This window comes from Mucilaginibacter frigoritolerans (genome assembly GCF_007830615.1).
GTDB classification, from domain to species: domain Bacteria; phylum Bacteroidota; class Bacteroidia; order Sphingobacteriales; family Sphingobacteriaceae; genus Mucilaginibacter; species Mucilaginibacter frigoritolerans.
On sequence record NZ_VLLI01000006.1, the window covers coordinates 136,647 to 159,388 of the forward strand.

The 22,742-nt window shown below is 37.6% G+C and carries 22 protein-coding genes; 16 read left to right on the forward strand and 6 right to left on the reverse strand.

All coding sequences use genetic code 11. The features are described from left to right. Positions 1 to 8: 8 nt before the first annotated feature. From JN11_RS11440 to JN11_RS11495, 12 genes are all read left to right on the forward strand, one after another. Positions 9 to 506, forward strand: a complete 498-nt coding sequence (locus JN11_RS11440; RefSeq protein ID WP_144912671.1) for a NuoI/complex I 23 kDa subunit family protein — start codon at positions 9 to 11, stop codon at positions 504 to 506. Between the two features lie 60 nt (positions 507 to 566). Next, positions 567 to 1,064 carry an NADH-quinone oxidoreductase subunit J family protein gene (locus tag JN11_RS11445; RefSeq protein ID WP_144912672.1) on the forward strand — a complete coding sequence of 166 codons (498 nt, stop codon included), beginning with the start codon at positions 567 to 569 and terminating at the stop codon, positions 1,062 to 1,064. Continuing rightward, a complete protein-coding gene (gene nuoK, locus JN11_RS11450; protein ID WP_144912674.1) occupies positions 1,064 to 1,393 on the forward strand; it encodes an NADH-quinone oxidoreductase subunit NuoK in 330 nt (109 codons plus the stop codon). The genes JN11_RS11445 and nuoK overlap by 1 nt, the downstream gene beginning before the upstream one ends. Positions 1,394 to 1,491: 98 nt before the next feature. Continuing rightward, a complete protein-coding gene (gene nuoL / locus JN11_RS11455; RefSeq protein WP_144912675.1) occupies positions 1,492 to 3,399 on the forward strand; it encodes an NADH-quinone oxidoreductase subunit L in 1,908 nt (635 codons plus the stop codon). Positions 3,400 to 3,425: 26 nt separating this feature from the next. Beyond that, positions 3,426 to 4,892, forward strand: a complete 1,467-nt coding sequence (locus JN11_RS11460) for a complex I subunit 4 family protein (RefSeq protein WP_144912677.1) — start codon at positions 3,426 to 3,428, stop codon at positions 4,890 to 4,892. Further along, positions 4,892 to 6,271 (forward strand): NADH-quinone oxidoreductase subunit N, encoded by a 1,380-nt coding sequence (locus tag JN11_RS11465; protein ID WP_144912679.1) that lies wholly within the window; start codon positions 4,892 to 4,894, stop codon positions 6,269 to 6,271. Before JN11_RS11460 ends, JN11_RS11465 begins: the two co-directional genes overlap by 1 nt. 58 nt (positions 6,272 to 6,329) lie before the next feature. Further along, entirely contained in the window at positions 6,330 to 6,977 is a 648-nt protein-coding gene (locus JN11_RS11470) for a DedA family protein (protein WP_144912680.1), read from the forward strand. 9 nt (positions 6,978 to 6,986) lie between these two features. After that, positions 6,987 to 7,532, forward strand: a complete 546-nt coding sequence (locus tag JN11_RS11475) for an inorganic diphosphatase (RefSeq protein WP_144912682.1) — start codon at positions 6,987 to 6,989, stop codon at positions 7,530 to 7,532. A 7-nt stretch (positions 7,533 to 7,539) separates the two neighbouring features. Beyond that, positions 7,540 to 8,877 (forward strand): hemolysin family protein, encoded by a 1,338-nt coding sequence (locus JN11_RS11480; protein ID WP_144912684.1) that lies wholly within the window; start codon positions 7,540 to 7,542, stop codon positions 8,875 to 8,877. A 12-nt stretch (positions 8,878 to 8,889) separates the two neighbouring features. Next, the gene (locus JN11_RS11485; RefSeq protein ID WP_144912686.1) at positions 8,890 to 9,597 is read left to right on the forward strand and encodes a 16S rRNA (uracil(1498)-N(3))-methyltransferase; all 708 of its coding nucleotides are present in this window, start codon (positions 8,890 to 8,892) and stop codon (positions 9,595 to 9,597) included. Between the two features lie 2 nt (positions 9,598 to 9,599). Then, positions 9,600 to 10,265 carry a DUF4159 domain-containing protein gene (locus JN11_RS11490; RefSeq protein WP_144912687.1) on the forward strand — a complete coding sequence of 222 codons (666 nt, stop codon included), beginning with the start codon at positions 9,600 to 9,602 and terminating at the stop codon, positions 10,263 to 10,265. A gap of 101 nt (positions 10,266 to 10,366) precedes the next feature. Beyond that, a complete protein-coding gene (locus tag JN11_RS11495; protein ID WP_144912689.1) occupies positions 10,367 to 10,864 on the forward strand; it encodes an acetyl-CoA carboxylase biotin carboxyl carrier protein subunit in 498 nt (165 codons plus the stop codon). 78 nt (positions 10,865 to 10,942) lie between these two features. On the opposite strand, the gene JN11_RS11500 is transcribed toward JN11_RS11495, so the two are convergent. Beyond that, complete coding sequence (locus tag JN11_RS11500; RefSeq protein WP_144912691.1) at positions 10,943 to 12,607, reverse strand: SUMF1/EgtB/PvdO family nonheme iron enzyme; 1,665 nt, start codon at positions 12,605 to 12,607, stop codon at positions 10,943 to 10,945. Positions 12,608 to 12,844: 237 nt separating this feature from the next. Between JN11_RS11500 and porV the strand changes: the two genes are divergently transcribed. Continuing rightward, entirely contained in the window at positions 12,845 to 14,020 is a 1,176-nt protein-coding gene (gene porV / locus JN11_RS11505) for a type IX secretion system outer membrane channel protein PorV (protein ID WP_144912693.1), read from the forward strand. Then, positions 14,020 to 14,502, forward strand: a complete 483-nt coding sequence (gene ispF / locus JN11_RS11510) for a 2-C-methyl-D-erythritol 2,4-cyclodiphosphate synthase (RefSeq protein WP_144912694.1) — start codon at positions 14,020 to 14,022, stop codon at positions 14,500 to 14,502. Before porV ends, ispF begins: the two co-directional genes overlap by 1 nt. Positions 14,503 to 14,582: 80 nt before the next feature. Here ispF and JN11_RS11515 read toward each other — a convergent pair whose 3' ends face one another. The 3 genes from JN11_RS11515 to JN11_RS11525 form a co-directional block, all read right to left on the reverse strand. Then, positions 14,583 to 17,960 carry a glycosyltransferase gene (locus tag JN11_RS11515; protein WP_144912696.1) on the reverse strand — a complete coding sequence of 1,126 codons (3,378 nt, stop codon included), beginning with the start codon at positions 17,958 to 17,960 and terminating at the stop codon, positions 14,583 to 14,585. Between the two features lie 58 nt (positions 17,961 to 18,018). Continuing rightward, positions 18,019 to 18,180, reverse strand: coding sequence for a FeoB-associated Cys-rich membrane protein (locus JN11_RS11520; protein ID WP_144912697.1), 162 nt, complete (start codon positions 18,178 to 18,180; stop codon positions 18,019 to 18,021). Positions 18,181 to 18,281: 101 nt separating this feature from the next. Beyond that, complete coding sequence (locus tag JN11_RS11525; protein ID WP_144912699.1) at positions 18,282 to 19,118, reverse strand: glutamine amidotransferase-related protein; 837 nt, start codon at positions 19,116 to 19,118, stop codon at positions 18,282 to 18,284. A gap of 158 nt (positions 19,119 to 19,276) precedes the next feature. On the opposite strand from JN11_RS11525, the gene JN11_RS11530 reads away from it, so the two are divergent. Next, complete coding sequence (locus JN11_RS11530; protein ID WP_144912700.1) at positions 19,277 to 19,837, forward strand: NUDIX domain-containing protein; 561 nt, start codon at positions 19,277 to 19,279, stop codon at positions 19,835 to 19,837. Positions 19,838 to 19,878: 41 nt separating this feature from the next. Continuing rightward, the gene (locus JN11_RS11535) at positions 19,879 to 20,619 is read left to right on the forward strand and encodes a lysophospholipid acyltransferase family protein (protein WP_144912702.1); all 741 of its coding nucleotides are present in this window, start codon (positions 19,879 to 19,881) and stop codon (positions 20,617 to 20,619) included. A 68-nt stretch (positions 20,620 to 20,687) separates the two neighbouring features. Here the strand turns inward: JN11_RS11535 and JN11_RS11540 are convergent, their stop codons facing one another. After that, a complete protein-coding gene (locus tag JN11_RS11540) occupies positions 20,688 to 21,416 on the reverse strand; it encodes a LytR/AlgR family response regulator transcription factor (RefSeq protein WP_144912704.1) in 729 nt (242 codons plus the stop codon). A gap of 2 nt (positions 21,417 to 21,418) precedes the next feature. After that, positions 21,419 to 22,432 (reverse strand): sensor histidine kinase, encoded by a 1,014-nt coding sequence (locus tag JN11_RS11545; RefSeq protein WP_144912706.1) that lies wholly within the window; start codon positions 22,430 to 22,432, stop codon positions 21,419 to 21,421. Positions 22,433 to 22,742: the final 310 nt, after the last annotated feature.

Here is a 22,742-nt window from a genome sequence, read left to right on the forward strand (position 1 = left end):
GGATAAAGATGGAATCGTTAAGTAATAAACGTAAGGTATTGGAGTCAAAGCCACTCAATTTTTGGGAAAGGGCTTATCTTCCTGCTATAGTTCAGGGGCTTTCAATTACCATGAAACACTTTTTCAGGAAACCGGTAACTATCAGTTATCCTGAAGAACAACGTGAGTTTTCAGAGAATTTCCGTGGCATGCATTCGCTTAAACGCGATGAAAACGGTAAAGAACGTTGCACCGCCTGTGGTTTGTGCGCTTTATCATGCCCGGCAGAAGCAATCACCATGATAGCTGCAGAACGCCAGAAAGGCGAAGAGCACTTATACCGTGAAGAAAAATATGCTGCTGTATATGAAATTAATATGCTGCGTTGCATCTTCTGCGGATTGTGTGAAGAAGCATGCCCTAAAGAAGCTATCTATTTAGATGGCAACATTGTACCGGCAGACTATTTAAGGAAAGATTTTATTTACGGTAAAGACAAATTAGTAGAAGCTCCCTTAAATCAATAAAGAAGTTTTATACCTTTGCCCTACTCTTTTAGGGGGTAAAGGTATTTTCAAATATAAATCATGAGTACATTTTACTTCATCGCATTTTTGTCCATATTTTTTTCAATACTGGTAATTACGGCGAAAAACCCCGTGCATAGTATACTTTACCTGATACTTACCTTTTTCACTTTTACCATTCACTATGTTTTATTAAATGCCCAGTTTTTGGCCATTGTTAATTTCATTGTGTACATGGGGGCTATCCTGGTATTATTCTTATATACCCTTATGCTCATTAACCTGAACAAGGAATCAGAACCTCGTAAATCAAACGTGGTTAAAATAGCAGGCTTTATAGGTGGTGGTTGTTTTTTACTTGCAATAGTATCAGCAGTAAAAGCTTTCAACGGTTCGCAATTGGTAATTTTGCAGGATCCAAACCTTGGTCTTGTAAAAAATCTGGGTAAAATACTATTTAACGAATATTTATTACCATTTGAAGTATCATCAATATTGCTGTTATCAGCAATGGTTGGTGCTGTTTTATTGGCTACTAAAGACCCCAAAACAACCTGATGGAAACTTTAACACACAATATTCAAGCTATTCCGCTTAACCACTACATTTTATTAAGTTCTATTATATTTTCGATTGGGGTTATTGGTGTATTAATCCGCCGCAACGCTATCGTAATATTTATGTCGGTCGAGCTAATGCTCAATTCAGTTAATTTATTGCTTGCAGCATTCTCGGTTTATCGTGGTGATGCGACTGGACAGGTTTTTGTATTTTTTATTATGGCCCTGGCCGCTGCCGAAGTAGCAGTAGGTTTGGCTATTATCGTAATGATCTATAGAAATACAAATTCAATAGACATTAATGTACTGAACAGGCTTAAATGGTAAATGATTTCTGAAGCCGGCTTTCCGGCTTCGGTTTTTTAAAGATAAACTCGCGTCGTTGAGAGACTCTTGACAATGACAAATAATTTATAGTATAACAAATGGATAAATATATCTGGCTTATTCCTATACTACCGTTAGCCGGTTTTATTATTAACGGTATCGGCCGTAACGCGTTACCAAAGGCTTTTATAGGCTTTTTGGCAAGTTTTCTGGTGCTGGTTTCTTTTGGCTTAAGTATCGGTGCTTTTTTACAGGTACAACATACCGGTCAATTTCCTGCCCACTTATTTAACTGGTTCTCGGTACTTGAATTCAAGGTCTCCTTCGATTTCCTGATCGATCAGCTTAGTTCAATTATGTTGCTGATTATTACCGGTGTGGGTTTTTTAATCCACTTATATTCTATCGGTTATATGAAAGATGATGCCGGTTTCGGTAAGTTCTTTGCATACCTTAACCTGTTTATCTTCTTCATGCTTTTATTGGTGATGGGATCAAACTACCTGGTAATGTTTATTGGCTGGGAAGGTGTAGGTTTATGCTCATACCTGTTAATCGGTTTCTGGTATTCAAACCCAGCTTATGCTGATGCTGCTAAAAAAGCATTCATCATGAACCGTATTGGCGATTTAGGCTTTATCATTGGTATATTTATCCTGATTGTATTTTTTGGAAGTGCAAACTTTGCTGATATCTTCCCTAAGGCGGCTACACCTCAATATGCAACAACAACACCTTATGTTGTAATTACATTATTATTGTTTGTAGGTGCTGTAGGTAAATCGGCTCAGCTGCCTCTATTTACCTGGTTACCTGATGCAATGGCCGGTCCAACTCCGGTATCAGCGTTAATACACGCAGCAACGATGGTAACTGCAGGTATTTATATGATTGCCCGTTCAAATATTTTATTTACGCTTGCCCCTGTAACGCTTCATGTAATAGCAATTGTGGGTTTAACCACTGCTGTTGTTGCTGCATTAATAGCACTATCACAAACAGATATTAAAAAAGTATTGGCCTATTCAACAGTATCACAGTTGGGTTATATGTTTTTAGGCTTAGGCGTTGGTGCTTATACGGGTGCATTTTTCCACGTATTAACTCATGCATTCTTCAAAGCGCTTTTATTCCTTGGTGCAGGTTCAGTTATCCACGGAATGAGTGGTGAGCAGGACATGCGTAAAATGGGCGGACTGAGAAGCAAATTGCCTATTACCTTTATAACTATGTTGATTGGTACTCTTGCCATTTCTGGTATTCCGCCATTTGCAGGCTTCTTTTCAAAAGATGAAATTTTGGCGCATACCTTTACTTACAGCAAAAGCATGTACGCAATTGGTGTAATTACGGCTATGTTTACTTCATTTTATATGTTCCGCATGTTATACCTTACTTTCTGGGGTAAATTTCGCGGCACACATGAGCAGGAGCATCACTTACATGAATCACCTGCATCAATGACTATTCCATTGATTGTACTGGCTATCTTATCCATTGTAGGTGGTTTTATCGGCATACCGGATTCATTGTGGAGCGGCCATCATATATTAGGTAAATTCTTATCTCCGGTATTTACAAACTCAGCAGCCATTTTAAAAGAAGTATCCTCATCACAATCAACAGAAATAACCTTAATGGCTATTTCTGTTGGCGGAGCTTTAATTGCCTTGGTTTATGCTTACTTAAGATATGTGAAAAATGCTCACGTACCGGTGGCAGACGAAGAAGAACGCCCGGCACTGGCAAGTTTATCTTATCACAAATTTTATATCGACGAATTATACGATACCATTATCCGCAAACCATTAGATTTTCTATCAGATTTCTTCTACAGAGTAATTGATAAGTTAGGCATTGATGGAATTGTTAATGGTATAGGCAAAGGCACTATGGAATCGAGTAAAGGTTTGCGTTTATTGCAAACAGGTAATGTTGGATATTATATTTTTATGATGGTTGTGGGTATCATTTCCATCCTTTTTTACATTGTATTTAAAAAGTAAAGAACGATTAGCGTTTATAATATAAAATGACGGTCAGTATTTTAATTTTTTTACCGGTAATTTCGGCTCTTGCTGTTTTACTCTTTAAGAACGGTGCAACAAAGCATGCAGCGTTGGCTTTTTCAGTAGCTGAATTAGCATTAGCAGCCATATTTTTAAGCAGGTTTGTGCCCGACGCATCCATACAGTTTGCTGTTGTGGCTCCATGGATACCTAAACTGGGCATTTACTTTAGTGCAGGTATTGATGGTATAAGTATGATAATGATACTACTTACCAACGTATTGGTACCACTTATCATCCTAACCACTTACAAGCATGAATATAAAAATGCCAATGCCTTTTATGCATTGATATTGTTTATGCAGGCTGGTATGTTGGTAGTATTTACCGCTTTAGATGGCTTTTTATTCTATGTAGGCTGGGAAGCAGCGCTTATCCCTATTTACTTTATCTGCTCACTTTGGGGCGGTGTAAACAGAATTAAGGTTACTATTAAATTCTTCATTTATACATTCTCAGGTTCATTGTTTATGCTGGTAGGTATTATTTATTTATACCTGCTTAGCCCATCAAAAACCTTTGATCTTTCAGCATTTACCACTACCGGTGTTGTTGATGCACATCATCAGGCATGGGTATTCTGGGCGTTCTTCCTGGCTTTTGCCATCAAAATGCCTTTGTTTCCGTTCCACACCTGGCAGCCTGACACTTATACCGAAGCACCTGCTGCCGGTACCATGATGTTATCAGGTATTATGCTTAAAATGGGGATCTATGGTGTTATCCGCTGGTTAATTCCTATTGCACCACTTGGTTTTCAAAAATATGAAGGAATTGTAATTGTATTAGCCGTTATAGGTATTGTTTACGGTTCCATTATTGCATTTACTCAAAAAGACGGCAAACGCTTAGTGGCTTATTCATCAATAGCACACGTTGGCCTTATTGCAGCCGGCATATTTGGCTGGACTACTATGGGCCTACAGGGTGCCATGTTCCAGATGCTTAGCCATGGTATCAATGTAGTAGGTTTATTCTTTATTTGGGATATCATCAGCAGCCGTTTAAATACCAGGGAAGTTAATGAATTAGGTGGTATTGCTAAAGTGGCTCCTAAATTTGCTATAGCATTTTTAATTATTGTATTAGGCACAGTAGCATTACCATTAACCAATGGTTTTATTGGTGAATTTATGCTGCTTAACAGCGTGTTCCGTTACAATGTTTTACTGGTTGTTTCAGCAGGTTCAACCATGATATTTGGCGCTGTTTATATGCTGCGCATGTATAAAAAAGTAATGCAAGGAGAGACAAACGCATTAACTGCAGTATTTGCAGACATAAGCGGTTCTGAAAAACTGGTATTGGGCATTATATGTGCCCTTGTAATAATTATGGGTATTTATCCGCAACCAATTCTTCATATTTCTGAAGCTGCAGTTAATAACCTGGTTCAAACGGTAAATAATAAATTTGTACAAGTAAAATAATGAGTACTTTAATTATCATATCCATTTTACCCATTATACTCCTGTATATTGGTTTATATAAAGGTCAAAAGGCATTGTTGCCTGTAACAATTATTGGTTTACTTGTTGCTTTAGGTTTTGGCATTTCACAATGGAATAACAATGCACAGCCTATTTATCATGGCATGATGCTGTTTGACAATTTCTCCGTTGTATTTTCATCAGTTACCATCATATCAACCATATTGATTGTATTCCTATCAAAAGACTATTTCGAAAAAATAAGCAGCCATATTGCTGAATACTATGCTATTATCCTATTTTCATTAGCTGGAATCATTGTAATGGTATCGTTTTATAACCTTACCATGCTGTTTATCGGCATCGAGATCATGTCAGTTAGCTTATACATCCTGGCAGGTATAAAGAAAAGCGACTTTGCTTCAAACGAGGCCGCTTTAAAATACTTCCTGATGGGTGCATTTTCAACAGGCTTCCTATTATTTGGTATCACGTTGATTTATGGTGCATCAGGTTCATTTAATTTAGAAGCTATCCGCAACTTTGTAGTAGAGCATCCGCACAATATCGATCCGATGTTTTATACCGGTGTTTTACTGATCATTGTTGGCCTTTGCTTTAAAGTGGGTGCTGCTCCTTTCCATTTCTGGACTCCAGATGTATATGAAGGCTCCCCTACCCTGATCACTGCATTCATGTCAACTGTTGTTAAGACAGCTGGTTTTGCAGCTTTCCTCCGTCTATTTACAGCTTGTTTTGCCCCAATATCTGATTTCTGGGTACCAGTATTATTGGTGATAACTGTTATTACCTTGTTTATAGGAAACATTACGGCACTTTATCAACAAAGCTTCAAGCGTATGCTGGCATTTTCAAGTATATCGCACGCTGGTTACCTGCTTTTTGCTGTAGTAGCCTTAGGAGCAAGTTCTGCAAATTCTGTATTTGTTTATGCAACTGCTTACTCTATTGCCTCAATAATTGCATTTGGAGCTTTAATACTGGTTCAACAACAATCAGGCAGTGATAATTTTGAGAGCTTTAACGGCCTGTCAAAAAAGAATCCTTTTCTGGCGTTGGTATTAACAATTGCGATGCTTTCATTAGCAGGTATCCCACTTACTGCCGGTTTTATTGGTAAATTCTTTATGTTCACCGGTGCATTAAACAAATATCAGGTAGTTTTGGTAATACTGGCTGTAATAAATGCTATTATCAGCATTTTCTACTACTTCAGGGTTATCATAGCAATGTATTTTAACGATGCTGACCGGGCTGAGCTTGTTATACCTGTATACTACAAATTTGTATTAGGTTTATCAGCAATAGCAACTATCTTGATCGGTATTTATCCAGGGTTCATTTCAGGGCTTATTTAATTCCGTAACACAAGTATTACAATTTCATTTAATATTTGTAGTTTTACGGATATAGTGAATGGATAATTTTTGGGAACATCTTCAAAATTTAACGGACGCTCAATCCATCATAAGCTTAGGGTTTTACTTTTTGCTTATAGTTGTTTTTGCTGAAACCGGCTTGTTTTTCGGTTTTTTTTTACCGGGAGACTATCTGTTGTTCATGTCTGGTCTGTTATGTTCCACAGGGCGCTTTGATATATCCATTTATACGCTTGTATTATCATTAATAGGCGCGGGTATATTGGGGAATTTTACGGGCTATTGGTTTGGCTACCGTGCAGGGCCTTCCTTATTCAGTAAAAACAATTCCTTTTTTTTTAAACGGCATTATGTTGAACTGGCAGAAGAATTTTATGCTAAACATGGGGGTATGGCCCTGGTATTAGGCAGATTTTTCCCAATTATTAGAACTTTTGCACCTATCTTTGCAGGTATTGTAAAGTTAGATTTAAAGAAGTTTACAATTTATAACATAATTGGCAGTGTAGCCTGGGTAAACACTTTTACTTTAGCAGGGTATTTTTTAGGACGAAGATACCCGCAGTTAAAAGATTACATGGAGTATATTGTCATAGGATTAATAATAATAACAACAATTCCCCTGATTTTTGCTTTTTTAAAACGAAAGCTGCAAAGAAGGCAGAATGTTAACGAACTAAAATAATATAATTAAATGAGTACACAACATCCATGGCACCAGGTTTCTCCTGGTGATAATGTTCCAGAAATTGTTCAGGCTATAATTGAAATTCCAAAAGGCTCAAAAGCCAAATATGAAATTGATAAAGAATCAGGTTTATTGAAACTTGATCGTGTTTTATTTTCTTCGGTAATGTATCCGGCTAATTATGGTTTTATACCGCAAACATACTGTGATGATAATGATCCTTTGGATATTCTGGTACTTTGCTCAATTGATGTTTTTCCAATGTCAATTATTGAAGCAAAAGTAATAGGCGTTATGCATATGGTTGATAACGGTGAACAAGACGATAAAATCATCGCAGTAGCAAAGAATGACATGTCAGTAAATTACATTAATGACCTTAATGAATTACCACCGCATGCGATGACCGAAATTGTTCGTTTCTTTAAAGATTACAAAAAGCTTGAAGGTAAAAATGTTACCATTGAGCATCTTTTGGGTATGCGTTATGCTCATAAGGTAATAAAAGAGAGTTTGGAATTGTACAAGTCTACTTTTCCTGTGTACCAATAATTAATTTATGGGCCCTGATCTTGAAATAAACGGTTTATATCTTTTCCTTACCTTCTTCCTGGTTCTGCTGAACGGCTTTTTTGTAGCCGCTGAATTTGCAATGGTAAGGGTTAGGGGCTCACAAATAGAGATCAAGGCCAAATCAGGCAGCCCGGTGGCAAAGGTGGCCCGCAGCATAATGCACAACCTTGATGGGTATCTGGCAGCTACGCAATTAGGGGTAACCATAGCTTCGTTGGGTTTGGGCTGGGTTGGACAGGAGGTGGCAACTAAGCTCATGCTTAATCTTTTTGCAATGTGCGGACTGGTTATTACTTCAAGCTTCATCATTAATACAAGTCATGTTGTAGCCTTTGCATTTATTACCATTTTACACATTGTATTTGGTGAACTTGCGCCAAAATCAATTGCTATACAAAGATCGGTACGCACGGTAATGGCTATTTCATTACCCTTGCGTTTCTTCTTCGCCGTTTTTCGCCCATTAATTTGGATGTTAAACGGGTTTGCCAATTTTGTTTTAAAACTGATAGGCATCAACCCGGTACAAGGCGAAACAAGCCATAGCTCTGAAGAATTGCAATACCTGCTTGACCAAGGAAAACAAACCGGTGCTTTGGATTCAACTGAGCATGAGCTGATACAAAATGTATTTGACTTTAATGAACGTGTTGTTAAAAACATCATGGTTCCCCGTACCAAAATATCAGGGGTTGATATTAATACCAGTAAAGACGAATTACTTGAACTTGTTATAACTGAAGGTTACTCGCGCATACCTGTTTATGATGATGTTATTGACAAAATAATCGGTATAGTACATGCCAAAGATATTTTGCCCTTACTTGCCCGCAATGAAGATATCGTTCTAAAGGATATTATCCGTAAACCATACTTTGTTCCTGAAACAAAAAAAATCAATGACCTGATGGCTGAATTGCAGCAAAAACGCATACAAATTGCCATAGTATTGGACGAATTTGGAGGCACTGCAGGTATGGTTACGCTGGAGGATATTGTTGAAGAACTGGTGGGTGAAATTCAGGACGAATATGACGAGGAAAAACCTATTGTGGAGAAAGTAAACGACCGTGAATTTATAGTAAACGCTCTTGCTCCTATTTATGATGTAAACGGCCATTTACCTCATGACCTGCCCGAAGATGGCGATTTTGACACTGTTTCGGGCTGGCTGGGTGATATATTTGGCAAAATACCAGATGTTGGCGAACAAAAAGAATCAAACGGATATAACATCACCGTATTAAAAAAATCGGACCAAAACATTGAGTCAGTTAAGCTTGAATTGCTCATAAATGAGGAAGATGCTGTAGATTTACATTAATCTGTAAATACAATGCAACTTTTTTATACCCCGGATATTAACCCGAAAAGCCCCAATTATTTTCTGAACGAAGAAGAAAGCAAGCACTGCATCAGGGTACTACGGCTTGAAAAGGGTAGCGAGGTACAATTAATTGATGGCAAAGGCAGTTTGTATGCAGCCATCATTCAGGATCCGCATCCTAAAAGAACCATACTTCAAATAATTTCAGTAACAAATGCGTTTAATAAAAGGAACCATTACCTGCACATAGCAATGGCGCCAACCAAAAATATTGAACGTATGGAGTGGTTTTTAGAAAAAGCAACTGAAATAGGCATTGACGAAATAACCCCAATTATTTGCCAGCGCTCCGAACGGAAAGAGGTAAAAGTTGATCGCCTGAACAAAATAATTACAGCTGCTATGAAGCAGTCTCTTAAAGCATACCACCCTGTTTTAAATGAGTATGTCACTTTTAAGCAGTTTCTGACTAAACCCTTTGAGGGACAAAAATTTATAGCGCATTGCGAAAACACAGACAAAACAAATTTAAAGGCCGAACTGATAAACAATGGCAAATTTTTAATATTAATAGGCCCGGAAGGTGACTTTTCCACTTCAGAAATTGATGAGGCTTTACTTACTGGTTTTAAAGCCATTACTTTAGGCGATAGCCGTTTACGCACCGAAACGGCAGCACTGGAAGCATGTTTTGAAGTAAACTTTTTAAATCGTTAAAAATGAAAAAGGTAGTTTATTTATTTGCAGCATCTTTTCTTATTGCCCTGGTCAGCAGCTTTAATATACCGCCAACGTACAAAATGGCTAAGCTTAAATATAATGGAGGTGGCGATTGGTATGGCGACAGGACAGCCTTACCCAACCTTATAAAATTCTGCAACGATAACCTGAAAACCAATTTCCAGGCAGAAGATGAGGTGGTTGAAGTTGGCAGTGCTGAAATATTCAATTATCCTTTTATCTTCATGACCGGACATGGAAATGTTATATTTTCGGACCAAGAAGCTCGGAACCTTAGGAAATATTTAACCGGCGGCGGTTTTTTGCATATTGACGATAATTACGGCCTTGATCCTTATGTGAGGCCACAAATGAAAAAAGTATTCCCAGAGCTTGATTTTGTTGAACTGCCACTAAATTATCCTATTTATCATCAAAAATTCAGCTTTCCCAATGGCTTACCCAAAATACATGAACATGATGGTAAAAGGGCCCAGGGGTTCGGGCTTATTTATAAAGGCAGACTAGTTTGCTTTTACACTTATGAGTGTGATTTAGGCAACGGATGGGAGGATTATGGCACATATGCCGGCGACACGCAGGAAAGTCGCTTAAAAGCCTTAAAAATGGGCGCAAATTTAATTCAATACGCTCTTACCCAATAGCCAATTACTAATTCTAACCGACCTTAGCTTGATTCCGTTGTTTTTTAATATCTTGCCCATACTAAATAACTAACTCCTCCATAAACTGATTTTCAATTATTATGCATCAAATAAAAGTAAACGATAAATATAATTATGAGGCAGATAGCAATGAAAACGTCTTAATAATAAATGGAGTTAAAATACTTGCAGATATAAAACATCTAAACACATCTTCATTACACATTATACATAACCTCCAATCATACAACGCAGAAGTTATTAGTTTTAACCAGGCTGAAAAAACCGCTGAAATCAAAATCAACAATAATATCTATAGTATTTCAGCAAAGGATCAGTTTGATATTTTACTTGATAAGCTAGGACTCAGCAGTTTAAACGCTACAAAGGTTAGTGAAATAAAAGCTCCTATGCCTGGCATGGTATTAAAGGTTTTTGTAAGTGAGGGAATGGAAATACAAAAGGGAGATAACCTTTTTGTACTTGAAGCTATGAAAATGGAAAACATTATAAAAGCCCCGGCTGACGTTGTGGTTAAGACAGTAAAAATTAAGCCTGGAGACAAAGTAGAAAAAGGACAGGTGTTAATGATGTTTTAATAACACGTTTATTCAATAACAAAATAGGCTGTCTGAATATTCAGACAGCCTATTTTGTTATTTATCCTCAGTAAATGATTACTGTTTAGGATTAAAGTCTTTTGCTTTTTTAACACTATAGTGAGGTTTACCTTCAGGATGAATTTCTGGTGAACCAACTAATGTCATTGCGCAACGGAAACCAACTTCCGCACTTGCATCAGTCTCATCCATAAAGCGGCGTGTTGCAGGGTTTAACCAGAAAGCTAAATCGTTCCATGAACCACCTTTATACACTTTTGAATGATTATTTACTAAAGTAGTTGTTCCATATAAAGCCATATTAACACTATCGCCATATCCTCTTAAATCAGGATTATAAGGCTTTCCGGTAATAGGATCTTTTTGACCCGGGATACCTGGCGCAGTGCTGTTTGCACCTACAGCTGCACCTGCAGTGGCAGTATTAGGCTGACCAGCTGCTGCCTGAGCTTGTTGTAACGCCATAGCATCAGCATATTTCATTTTTTTGCTTGATGCAGCTGGATCTTTAATCGGACGACCATATTTGTCTTTTGCGTAAGTTCCTTTAGTGGCGTCAGCTAATCTTTTGTTGTTAAACTCATTACCACGGAATGGGTTAAAATCTTCAAAGTCTTCAAATGATCCCTGACGATAAGTATCCTGTACCCACTCATTAACGTTTCCAGCCATGTTATATAAACCAAAATCATTAGGTTGATAAGCTCTTACAGGGGCTGTAATGTCAGCTTTATCATTTAAGTAACCACCCACACCTGCGTTATCACCTGCACCACGTTTAAAGTTGGCTAATATTAAACCACGGGTAGCTCTTTTAGCAGAACGTACGCCAAGGCCATTCCATGGATATATTTTACCTGCATCAATATTTTCAAATTGTGTATTACCAATAAGTGATAGTGCTGCATATTCCCATTCTGCTTCTGAGGGCAAACGGTATGCTTGCTTCAATATACCATCCTCCATACGTGCCGGCCTAACCGGATTTTTACTTTTTCCATCAGGTTTTGCATTAGGACTCAAATCTGGAATCATTTTTTTACCATCAATTCCCTGACCCTTATATTGTCCATTAAGATAGATATCGGTATTGAAAGGATCTTTACTTGTTGAAGCTGGTTGAGCGGCGCCTTTTTTACTCCCATTCAAATCGTTCCAACTTACCATTCTACCTGTTTCTCTTAGTATATTCTCATTAGTACGGTCTGTTCTCCATACACAATAATCCTGAACCTGATCCCAGCTAACACCTACTACAGGGTAGTCCTGAAATGCAGGGTGCCTTAAATAATTATCAACATATGGTTCATTATATGATAAAGGTTTACGCCATACCAAAGTATCAGGTACAGCATTGTAATACAATTCATGATCCTGTGGATAAGTAACATTTATCCAGTGAAGGTAATCCAGCCAATCTTGATTAGCTACTTCTGTTTCGTCCATATAAAAGGATCCAACTGTAACTCTGCGACGTACGTTATTGTAATCATAAGTCACATCCTGATCGGCGCTGCCTCCCATTACAAAAGTACCGCCTTCAATAGGTATAAGGCCTGGCCCTGGCGAAGGATGCGTTTTTCTAAACTTCTCATAACCACCTGTTTTTTTGTCGTTATAAGTAATTCCGGTCTTAGCAGACTTTTGCGGTTTACTGCAGCTGCTCATTAGAGTTGCTGCACACAGCAACACAACAGCAGTATTAGTAAAAAGTACTTTCATATTTTACAATTATTTTTAGAACGTAAATTTAAAACAATTTGCTATAAATGCTAGTTATTTTATCCAATTCTTTTTAAAGAAACTAAACTTTTATACACCCTTTAACGAGAAAGAAAGAAAATGAGTTTCATTATTCTTATTTTTTTTTGCTTGAAAACTTATTTATATCCTACTACGTATTAGCCTTCAAATAAGCTTAAAGTTTATTATTTAAAATAATAAAAGTAATTTGGCACAATGAAATTTTTTTCTTTCCAAATCCCTATTCTATTGGCATGTATCTTACTGCCGATGTTAGTGATGTCGCAAACAACAGTTGTAATTCCCAATACCGAAGTCCCTTTTCTAAATCTTACACCTGATTCACGTTCAGGTGCTATGGGAGAAGCCGGTGTGGCCATTTCACCTGATGTAAATGCCAATTACTGGAACCCATCAAAACTAGCATTCCTTACTAATGATAATGATGTATCTTTATCTTATAGTCCCTGGTTAAGGTCACTGGTACCAGATATAAGCCTTTCCTATTTAAGCTATGCACATAAAATAGACGATCGTAACTCCATTGGTGCATCATTAAGGTATTTTAATTATGGCTCTGTTGCATTAACAGATGCATCGGCGAACAGCTTGGGTACCTACACACCAAGTGAGTTTCAGATAAATGGCTCTTTTGCACGTAAATTTGGAGATGAATTATCATTAGGATTAACAGCAGGCTTTATTCATTCAAGTTTTACAAGTAGTGCAGGCTCTACAGGACAGACTGGCAGTCCCGGTAATGCGGTATCTGCAGGTGTTTCTTTATTTTACACGAAACAAACGCAAGAATTTGGCGATGATGCTATTTTCTCTTTTGGTACCAACATTTCCAATATCGGCTCAAAAATTAGTTATAGCGCTGATGGAACTAAATATTTTTTACCTACCAACTTAAAAATAGGTGTTGCCAATACCTGGAACCTGGATGATTATAACCAGGTAACTTTAACTGTTGACTTTAACAAACTATTAACCCCTACACCTCCTGTTAGAGATGGCAGCGGGAACATTATTTCGGGCAAGGATGATAACATATCTGTGCCTTCCGGTATATTCTCATCTTTTTCTGATGCACCAGGCGGCTTTAGCTCTGAGTTGCATGAAATAACCATTTCACCTGGATTTGAATATTGGTATAACCAGCTTTTTGCTATACGTGCTGGATATTTTTATGAAAATGCAAACAATCCCGACAATCCTTACAAAGGAGGTTCACATTATTTAACATTGGGAGCGGGCTTTAAATACAACGATTATAATTTTGACTTTTCTTACATAGCAGCCAGTCAGCAAAGCAGTCCTTTGGCCAATACTATACGTTTTACACTTATTGCTAACTTTGGAGGCGAAAGCAATCAGCATAAAAAATAATGGCTAAAATTAAGGTTGGGTTTGGATTTGATGTTCATCAGTTAAAAGAACAGCATCCTTTTGTTTTAGGTGGAGTTAACTTAGAACACCATGCTGGCGCTTATGGCCATTCGGATGCTGATGTTTTGTTACACGCTATTTGCGACGCTCTTTTAGGTGCAGCCAATTTACGTGATATTGGCTTTCACTTTTCTAATAAGGATGACCGCTGGAAAGGCATAAGCAGCCTTATTTTATTGCAGCACGTAATGGTGTTGCTAAGAGAAAAAGGCTGGGAAATAAATAATATTGATGCTATGGTATGCCTGGAAGCACCTAAGATAAATCCGCATATCCCCGCCATGCAAATCAACATTGCAAGGGCAGCAGGTATAAGCGCCGAAGACATCTCCATTAAAGCTACTACTAATGAACAATTGGGCTTTATAGGCCGCCAGGAAGGTGTTGTAGCCTACGCCGTTTGTTTGATTGAGAAAGTTTAATAATACTTCTGAAAGAGGAGAAAAATATAAAAGTTTGAAAGGCATTAGTTTCTGATAATACCTTTCAAACTTCAAGTATCTTATTGCTGTTCTATAGTAACATCTTTTTTGATCACTACGTTACCGGTGCGTTTTAATGCACCCCAGCCACTTAACTCACCTTTCAAGGCTTTGCGGACTGATTTAAACAGAACGTAATACATTAACTGCCTCCATATAAAACGCTGTGGAATGATATAAACCAGTTTCTTATAGTCCTCTTTCTGCATCCAGAAAGCAATGATGGCTACCAAAAAGTCAATCAATACAAAAGCAACATAGTAAATTAATATTTTACCGGGCTTATCGCCAAATAAACCGATGATCATAATTAAATCTGCCAATGGCGAAAACAGTGGCAGAATGATCTGGAATATTAGGATATTAGGCATACCAAGCATTCCGAAAAACTTATACTTTTTATTAAACAGCGCATCCTTATTTTTCCAAAAGCTTTGCATTACCCCAAAGCTCCAGCGGAAACGTTGTTTCAGCAAGCCGTTAAGTGTTTCAGGGGCTTCTGTATAAGCTATTGCTTCTGCGCAATTTTTAACAATAAAACCTTGTTTCAAAATGCGCATGGTAAGGTCACAATCTTCAGCAAGCGTATCGTAGGTAAAGCCGCCAGCCTTATAAATAGCCGATTTACGGAAAGCACCAATAGCCCCAGGCACCACTGTAATACTGTTTATCAAATCAAAGGCACGCCTGTCCATATTCTGGGCGGTAATGTATTCGATAGATTGCCAAAGCGTAATAAAGTTATTTTCATTACCTACTTTAACTGTGCCGGCTACTGCACCTATTTCATCATCGGTAAAATAGGTCATCAGATGATAAATCGCATCGTCTTTTAACTGGGTATCAGCATCAATACATACTACAAACTCATTTTTGGCATGGCTTATTCCAAAGTTAAGTGCTGATGCCTTACCTCCATTAGGTTTCGTCAGTACTTGCACCAAGGGATGATTACCATATGCATTATTTACCAGATCGAAGGTTTTGTCCTTTGATCCGTCATCAACAAAAATTATCTCGAAATCAGTGTAATCAGTTTTGAGTAAACTTTCAATAGTTTTTAAAGCTGTAATCTCTTCATTATAACCAGGGACAATGATGCTTACCGCAGGAAGTTTGCTTTTATCAACTATAACCCTGTCAATCTTTTTATTTTCTGCATATTGCCTTAATGCTAATATGGCTATCAAAATTACCCTGCCAATTGCTAAAAATATAGCCGATAGAAACAGATATAATAAAAACCAATTGCCATAAAAGTAAAACTGGATAAGCAAATTGTACAGAGAGCCTAATACCCCTGAGTTGGCATCGTCCTTTATAGGTGGCATCAGGTCGGCCTTGGTTTTTCCTAAAACATCAGCAATGGTGGTAAACTTATAACCATGGCTTTTAAAGAAATGTATAATTTCGGGTAACGCCTTTACCGTTTCTTCGCGGGTATCGCCACCGGCATCATGTAGCAATAACATGGAGCCAGCATCTTTTTGCTTTATAACACGGGCAATAATGCTATCAGCGGTAACGCCAGGCTGCCAATCCCATGGATCAATAGATTCACCAATGTTAATGTAGCTTTGCTTACGGCTTTCTGCCACTGGTATAACCTCTGCAAGAGTTTGGGGTTCAGCATCCGCGTTAAATGGCGGTCTGAATAATATAGTACTTCTGCCTGTTACAGATTCTATCAGTTTCCGGGTAGCATTCAATTCAAGCTTTACCCTATCAACGCTAATGGTTGAAATATCAGGGTGAAAAAAGGTATGGTTACCGATTTCATAACCCTCATCATACTCCCGGCGAAGAATCTGAATATTCTTTTCAGCCATTGATCCTACCACAAAAAATGCAGCCGGAACATGTTCGCGCTTTAATATATCAAGTATTCTTGGTGTATAATCAGGGTCCGGGCCATCATCAAAAGTTAAAACTATTTTACCCGGCGCATAGCCGTATTTTCTTATTACATATCTGGTTGGAAGCTTAATATAATGCTGATTGGTTATAACAAAATTTGTTGTATCCATCTGCACATTAATCTGCCCTGTAGTTGGGGTAGTTACCAGATCAAGTACCTCACCATCACCGTCATAAAAGATCTTGTTATTTAACCCTACTGACGTTAGTTTTTTTATGTCGATACCTGTTTTTCTTAATGAATCAATTGCTAAATTCTTCTGGAAGAATGTCCACAATCGCGGATCTTCTGCTCCAAGGCGCCATAGCGCAACGCCGCCAGTTGCCCAATCATCCGCCATCCGGATAACATTAAAATTGGTTGCGGCATCGGTAAAATAAACCGTATGCTCCAAACTATCCAAATCGAAATAAGTATAGTGCAAGTTTGCAGAGGTAGGATCAAAAGTTATTTTACTTTTATTTTGCTGAGCTATACTTATTGCCTGTGCGTAACCCATAGGCTTGCCCACACTACTTTCCGGCCAATCATAAGCCCCACCCGCAATCGTTAAAATAACCTTCTCGCTCGGGATGCGGGTACAAATCCTATCTAAAATTTCTTCAACCCATCGCTGGTTTGAAAGATCGCCGGCATTACTTCCTTCGTTATGCTGATCAATAGCCATAACAAACAGAAAATCGTTCACGTGCTGAAGACGTTCCAGATTAAAAGCATCATCATCAGGTATAACATTCTGGGTTACTAAAAATCCTTTGGGATGCAGTATTTTATAAAGGTCATTTTCAAAAGCGATATAATTCTTGCTGTTGATGTCCTTTATTTCATCAAAATCAAGGTTTATGCCGTTGAATTTATGTCGTGTTAACTGCTGTGCTATATTATTGATGAATTGCGTACGAAGTTTTTTACTTTTTATAATGCGCTCAACATCCTTACTGTCATAACCACCCTTTTGATTGTTATAATTAACATAATTTGAAAGGGTGATCAGTACCGGCTTATGATATTTTTTATTCAGATTTATTAAGCCGGTATCAATATTGGCAACCATGGTATCGCGGCCAGGTGATATAAAAAAGCCTTCGCTTACTACCATGTCCAGCTTTGATATATACTGCACCAGAGAGTTATAAGCCTGAGGCTCCCAGGCCCTGTAAAATGCAGCATTTATTCGATCTTTATTATTAGGTCGCTTTAACTGATGCAAGTGCCTGGTATGGGCTAATTTTTGAATTTCGGCCTTGTCAATTTTAAAATCTTTATATTTTTTAGATTTCTTTAAATTTTCGAGCTCTTCTTTGGTTAATTTTTTAGGAACCGGATTTAAATTCGGCAGATTTGGATACTGCTTTGATGTTACAGTTATAACAGCAGCCAATACACTGCATGCCAGCACTATAATAATAACTCGGCTAAGCCATTTGAAGCGGATCCATCTACCTGGAGTATCAGTTTGAAAAACCTGTTTATCAGCCATTAAATTCTTTTAAATAAAGTCTTGTTCAGGTATAAAGGTTACAAAAAAGGGTTTGCTATTATTTTTGTGTTTTGATTTGTTCTATTGCCGAAAAATCAACACCGCATTTGCAATTACTGCCGCAGCTTTTCTTTGCAAATAAGCTTTTATACACCATCCGGCCTACATAAAACACGGCGGCTGCAAAAAGTATGGCTATTATAATTAATTGAATATTCACGTCACAAATTTACTACAATTTACATATATAAGTATAGACAATTAAAATAGTATTTGGTTTAGAGGATGTGCACCCATGATTCAACAGCCAAATATCATATTCTATATCTCCTCCAAACTTAAAACTGCCTGGTTAAGGAAATTAGGTATCATGGTTTTATTGGTATGTGTTATTTTATCAGGATCATCAAGGCATTCCAGCATTTCATTGTATTTATCAAGGCCATGCTCTCGAACCACTTCCTGCTTTTTTTCTTCTTTCAATAATGTTGTTCTAATATTGGTTACGTTGGCTTCCGGGTGAAACTGGGTTGAAAAAAAGTAATCACTAAAACGGATAGCCATCATTGCGCGTGGGAAATCAACATGCGGTCTTTCTTTTTCAATGGCCAATAATTGCATACCCAAATCAGTAAACTTTTTTTCATTTGGGTTGATAACCTGCCACAAACGCGAATCAAGGGCGTAAAAAGGATCGTCCATATGTTCAAATACAGGCTCATTTACAGCTGCATGCGTTTGGTGAACAGGCAAAACCCCGAAAGAAGCGGAGTTGCGCATATTTATATCGCCCAACTGGTACTTCCGACACATTAACTGGAAGGAATGGCAAACAAAAAGACCATGTTTTTTTTGAGCTGTATTGGAAAGATTATGATCTTCCAGCTTATCAATCAACCCGAAATATTTCTTTTCCCATTCTGAACCCTCACTTTCTATCGGGTCGCCGGGACCGCCGCTCGAAATATAAATATCAAAGTTAGTATCTGGTACTTCAACCTTTTTCCGTACATCAAAAACCTCGTAACTTAAATTTAAACCATGCTTGGTTTTATAATGATCCAATATATGCATAAAGCTGTTTATGGCTCCATTTTCAATACCGTTATAAAGATCAAGAATGGCTACTTTTACTGGTAGCTTTGGAGTTTGTGTCATTAGTTAATCAATTCGTTTCAACGTTTGCGATGTAAGATAATCAACAACATCGATAAAATTAAAATTTTGCTGATAAACATCATTACTACCAGAAAATACATCAGGATAAGTTTTTTATTGAGAGGCACTTTTTGGGATATTTTTAACAATTTTACCGCATGCATCACCCTGAAGAAAACCCATGGAAAATTATTGCCCAAAAGGATGTTTATGATAATCCATGGATTAATGTAACCGAATTCGACGTACTAAATCCTTCAGGAAACCCGGGGATTTATGGTAAGGTCCATTTTAAAAATATTGCCATTGGCGTTTTACCTTTGGATAATGAACTGAACACTTATTTGGTTGGGCAATACCGTTTTCCATTGGAACAATACAGCTGGGAAATGCCGGAAGGCGGCGGACCAATAGGAATTGACCCTATAGCATCAGCCAAACGTGAATTATTAGAAGAAACTGGCCTGAAAGCTGATAAGTGGACCGAAATATTGCGGATCCACCTTTCCAATTCGGTAAGTGATGAGTTAAGCATACTTTACCTTGCCCGTGGATTAAAGCAATTTGAGGCCGAACCTGAAGAAACCGAGCAGTTAATGGTTAACAAATTACCATTTGAAGAAGTTTACCAAATGGTATGTCGTGGCGAAATTACTGATGCAATGACCGTAGCAGCTGTTTTAAAGGTACGTTTGCTTATTATTGAAAACCAGTTATAATTTTATCCTATTTCCGAAAAAAATCTAAATTTGAGGCTTTTATGAAAAAACTCTTAGGTTATATTTTATCGCCATTTTCTATTCTTGCATTTTTTTTAGTGCTGTTAATTTTCCAGCCCATACAGTGGATCTGTTACCGTTTTTTCGGGTATTCGGCCCATAAACGTTCGGTTGATCTGTTAAACCTGTGCCTGTTAAGAACCTTTAATATTTTATTTAACAGGGTTATTTTTATCAACAAACAAAATTTGCCAATTGGACGACCAATGATATTTTTGGCTAATCACCAAAGCCTGGGCGATATACCACCTCTTATTTATTATCTGCGTAAATATCATGCTAAGTTTATATCAAAAATTGAGTTAACACGCGGTATTCCTTCTATTTCATACAACCTGAAATATGGTGGTGGGGCCAATATTGACCGTAACGATTCCAGGCAATCAATAGGTGAAATTATTAAACTGGCCACACGGATGAAAGAGAACAAATGGTCGGCAGTGATATTTCCGGAAGGGACACGTTCAAAAAACGGGCAGGTAAAAACCTTTCAAGTTGGAGGAATTGCCACCATATTGAAAAAATGTCCTGATGCCTTATTGGTTCCAATTGCCATTAATAACGCATGGAAAATGGTTCAATATGGCTATTATCCCCTTAGTACTTTTGAAAAAATGACCTGGACCGTACTTGAACCCATAGAGCCTAATGGCAGGCCAATGGAAGAGTTAGTTTTAGAAGCAGAAAACAGAATTAAAGAATCTCTAGGACAAACCCCCTAGCCCCTGAAGGGGGGAATTTTTGCACTGCTGCCAGTATATTCTTAACACCCCCTTCAGGGGGCTGGGGGTTAAATATTCTTCCCGTCAATAATCTTGAAGAATTCATCCCGATAGGTATCCCCCACCGGAATAATTTTATCGCCCATAAAAATGCGACTGCGCTCAATACTATCAATCTTATTAATGGATACGATGTAGGATTTGTGGACCCGCATAAAATTTTTCGCAGGCAAGGCATCTTCCATCTTTTTCATGTTTTGAAGCGTGATAATACGCTCTGTAGTAGTAAAAATGGAGATATAATCCTTTAACCCTTCAATAAAAAGGATATCGTTCAAATATACTTTCTGAATTTTATGCTCGGTTTTAACAAAAATAAAATCGCTTAAAAAATCCTGTTGCGGCTTTTGGGCAGGTTCTGGCTGTAAAGGTTTGGCTGCGGGCTGTAAAATCCCCTGTGCCTTTTGCACCGCTTTAAAAAAACGATCAAAAGCAATAGGTTTCAGCAAATAGTCAATTACATCCAACTCATAGCCTTCCAGTGCATATTGGGGGTAGGCCGTTGTTAAAATCACCTTTGCCTTACCGTTAGCTATACGCAGAAACTGTATACCTGTAAGCTCGGGCATTTGAACATCCAGAAAAACCAAATCCACATTGCCTTCTTGTACCAAAGTCAGTGCTTCAATGGGATTAGTTGTAGCCTTTACCATTTGCAAAAATGGGATCTTTGACATATAATCTTCCAGAACATGGAGTGCCAAAGGCTCATCATCAACAATAATACATCTGATCATTTTTATAAAACTAATGATAATTCAACGGTGTAAGTATCCGCTTCATCACGTATATCTAAATTATATTTTCCGGGGTAAAGCAAATCCAATCTTCTCTTTACGTTATTTAGCCCTATACCGCCTACTTCATCCCGGTTATTTCTATGTTTCCTGTTTTGTATATAAAAGTGAAGGTGTGCGTCTTCTACATCAATTAACAACCGGATGGGTGTTAAAGCATTATTTGCTACACCATGCTTAAAAGCGTTTTCAATAAAAGCGATGAGCAATAATGGCACAATCTGCTGGCATTCAACCTTACCCTCAACCTTAAAATCAATAAAAGCTTTATTACCAAATCTTATTTTTTGAAGGTCGATATAATTCTGCAAATATTGTAATTCTTTACCTAAGTCAACTTTGTTATCGTTACATTCATACAGCATGTAACGCATAATTTCCGATAGTTTTAATATGGCCTCGGGCGTTGTTTCTGACCGCTGATAAGCCAGAGAATAAATACTGTTAAGGGAGTTAAACAAAAAATGGGGGTTAATTTGCGACTTCAAAAAAGCCAGTTCAGCAGTAAGCCGCTGGTTTTCCAGATCACGCTGAATTCGTTCATTCAAAAACCAATCAACCATAAACTTCAGTACTGCACTCAGAAACAAAAAGATAAGGCTTGTAAATACGGAGCTTAAAAAATATGAGCCAAAGCTAACCACCTCACCTTTCATCCGCATCAGCACTATACTTTTAAAGATGAGTGCTACACCATACTTAACAAAACCATAAATAATTATGGATATAACTACGGATATGGCATAAAACCCATATCGTTTTTTATCAAAAAACAGGGGAATAAAAAGCAGATAGTTGAGATAAAATAAACTGATGTTTATAACAGGATATAATAAAAATATAACCAGGAGATCTTCGGTAGTAAATTTTGCATTATTGCGGGCAACAACCAGAAAGAACGTTATCAGAACTATCCAAAAAATTGTGTGCCAGAATATTTGCCAGCGTTTTTTCATTAAAGTAAATTGTTCTTTTAAGGCAATGAAGCTATCATGAGCCGGTTTTATTTTTCAGCAGCGTTCAAGAAAGCGCTTCGCTAAGTTCATTCCGGTTTGTGAGTGCTGGCTCACGATGTTTTCATCTCTCCTAAATTAATATTTTAAGCAGCAAAATGGTTATTATTTATATATAGTCGGTTGCTTTGCCGATGAACAGGCATTAAACTCCGACGAACGGGCGAATATGGGTAAACATCCGTTCATCTACAAATCCTGTGTGTTGGTCTAAATCTTTTTAGCAGTTAAAAAATTAGCTATTCATTTGTAT

Bases quoted from the DNA above. Each gene is read 5' to 3' on its own strand.
- JN11_RS11440 (WP_144912671.1), top strand. From the start codon at position 9: ATGGAATCGTTAAGTAATAAACGTAAGGTATTGGAGTCAAAGCCACTC.
- JN11_RS11445 (WP_144912672.1), top strand. From the start codon at position 567: ATGAGTACATTTTACTTCATCGCATTTTTGTCCATATTTTTTTCAATA.
- nuoK (WP_144912674.1), top strand. From the start codon at position 1,064: ATGGAAACTTTAACACACAATATTCAAGCTATTCCGCTTAACCACTAC.
- nuoL (WP_144912675.1), top strand. From the start codon at position 1,492: ATGGATAAATATATCTGGCTTATTCCTATACTACCGTTAGCCGGTTTT.
- JN11_RS11460 (WP_144912677.1), top strand. From the start codon at position 3,426: ATGACGGTCAGTATTTTAATTTTTTTACCGGTAATTTCGGCTCTTGCT.
- JN11_RS11465 (WP_144912679.1), top strand. From the start codon at position 4,892: ATGAGTACTTTAATTATCATATCCATTTTACCCATTATACTCCTGTAT.
- JN11_RS11470 (WP_144912680.1), top strand. From the start codon at position 6,330: ATGGATAATTTTTGGGAACATCTTCAAAATTTAACGGACGCTCAATCC.
- JN11_RS11475 (WP_144912682.1), top strand. From the start codon at position 6,987: ATGAGTACACAACATCCATGGCACCAGGTTTCTCCTGGTGATAATGTT.
- JN11_RS11480 (WP_144912684.1), top strand. From the start codon at position 7,540: ATGGGCCCTGATCTTGAAATAAACGGTTTATATCTTTTCCTTACCTTC.
- JN11_RS11485 (WP_144912686.1), top strand. From the start codon at position 8,890: ATGCAACTTTTTTATACCCCGGATATTAACCCGAAAAGCCCCAATTAT.
- JN11_RS11490 (WP_144912687.1), top strand. From the start codon at position 9,600: ATGAAAAAGGTAGTTTATTTATTTGCAGCATCTTTTCTTATTGCCCTG.
- JN11_RS11495 (WP_144912689.1), top strand. From the start codon at position 10,367: ATGCATCAAATAAAAGTAAACGATAAATATAATTATGAGGCAGATAGC.
- JN11_RS11500 (WP_144912691.1), bottom strand. From the start codon at position 12,607: ATGAAAGTACTTTTTACTAATACTGCTGTTGTGTTGCTGTGTGCAGCA.
- porV (WP_144912693.1), top strand. From the start codon at position 12,845: ATGAAATTTTTTTCTTTCCAAATCCCTATTCTATTGGCATGTATCTTA.
- ispF (WP_144912694.1), top strand. From the start codon at position 14,020: ATGGCTAAAATTAAGGTTGGGTTTGGATTTGATGTTCATCAGTTAAAA.
- JN11_RS11515 (WP_144912696.1), bottom strand. From the start codon at position 17,960: ATGGCTGATAAACAGGTTTTTCAAACTGATACTCCAGGTAGATGGATC.
- JN11_RS11525 (WP_144912699.1), bottom strand. From the start codon at position 19,118: ATGACACAAACTCCAAAGCTACCAGTAAAAGTAGCCATTCTTGATCTT.
- JN11_RS11530 (WP_144912700.1), top strand. From the start codon at position 19,277: ATGCATCACCCTGAAGAAAACCCATGGAAAATTATTGCCCAAAAGGAT.
- JN11_RS11535 (WP_144912702.1), top strand. From the start codon at position 19,879: ATGAAAAAACTCTTAGGTTATATTTTATCGCCATTTTCTATTCTTGCA.
- JN11_RS11540 (WP_144912704.1), bottom strand. From the start codon at position 21,416: ATGATCAGATGTATTATTGTTGATGATGAGCCTTTGGCACTCCATGTT.
- JN11_RS11545 (WP_144912706.1), bottom strand. From the start codon at position 22,432: ATGAAAAAACGCTGGCAAATATTCTGGCACACAATTTTTTGGATAGTT.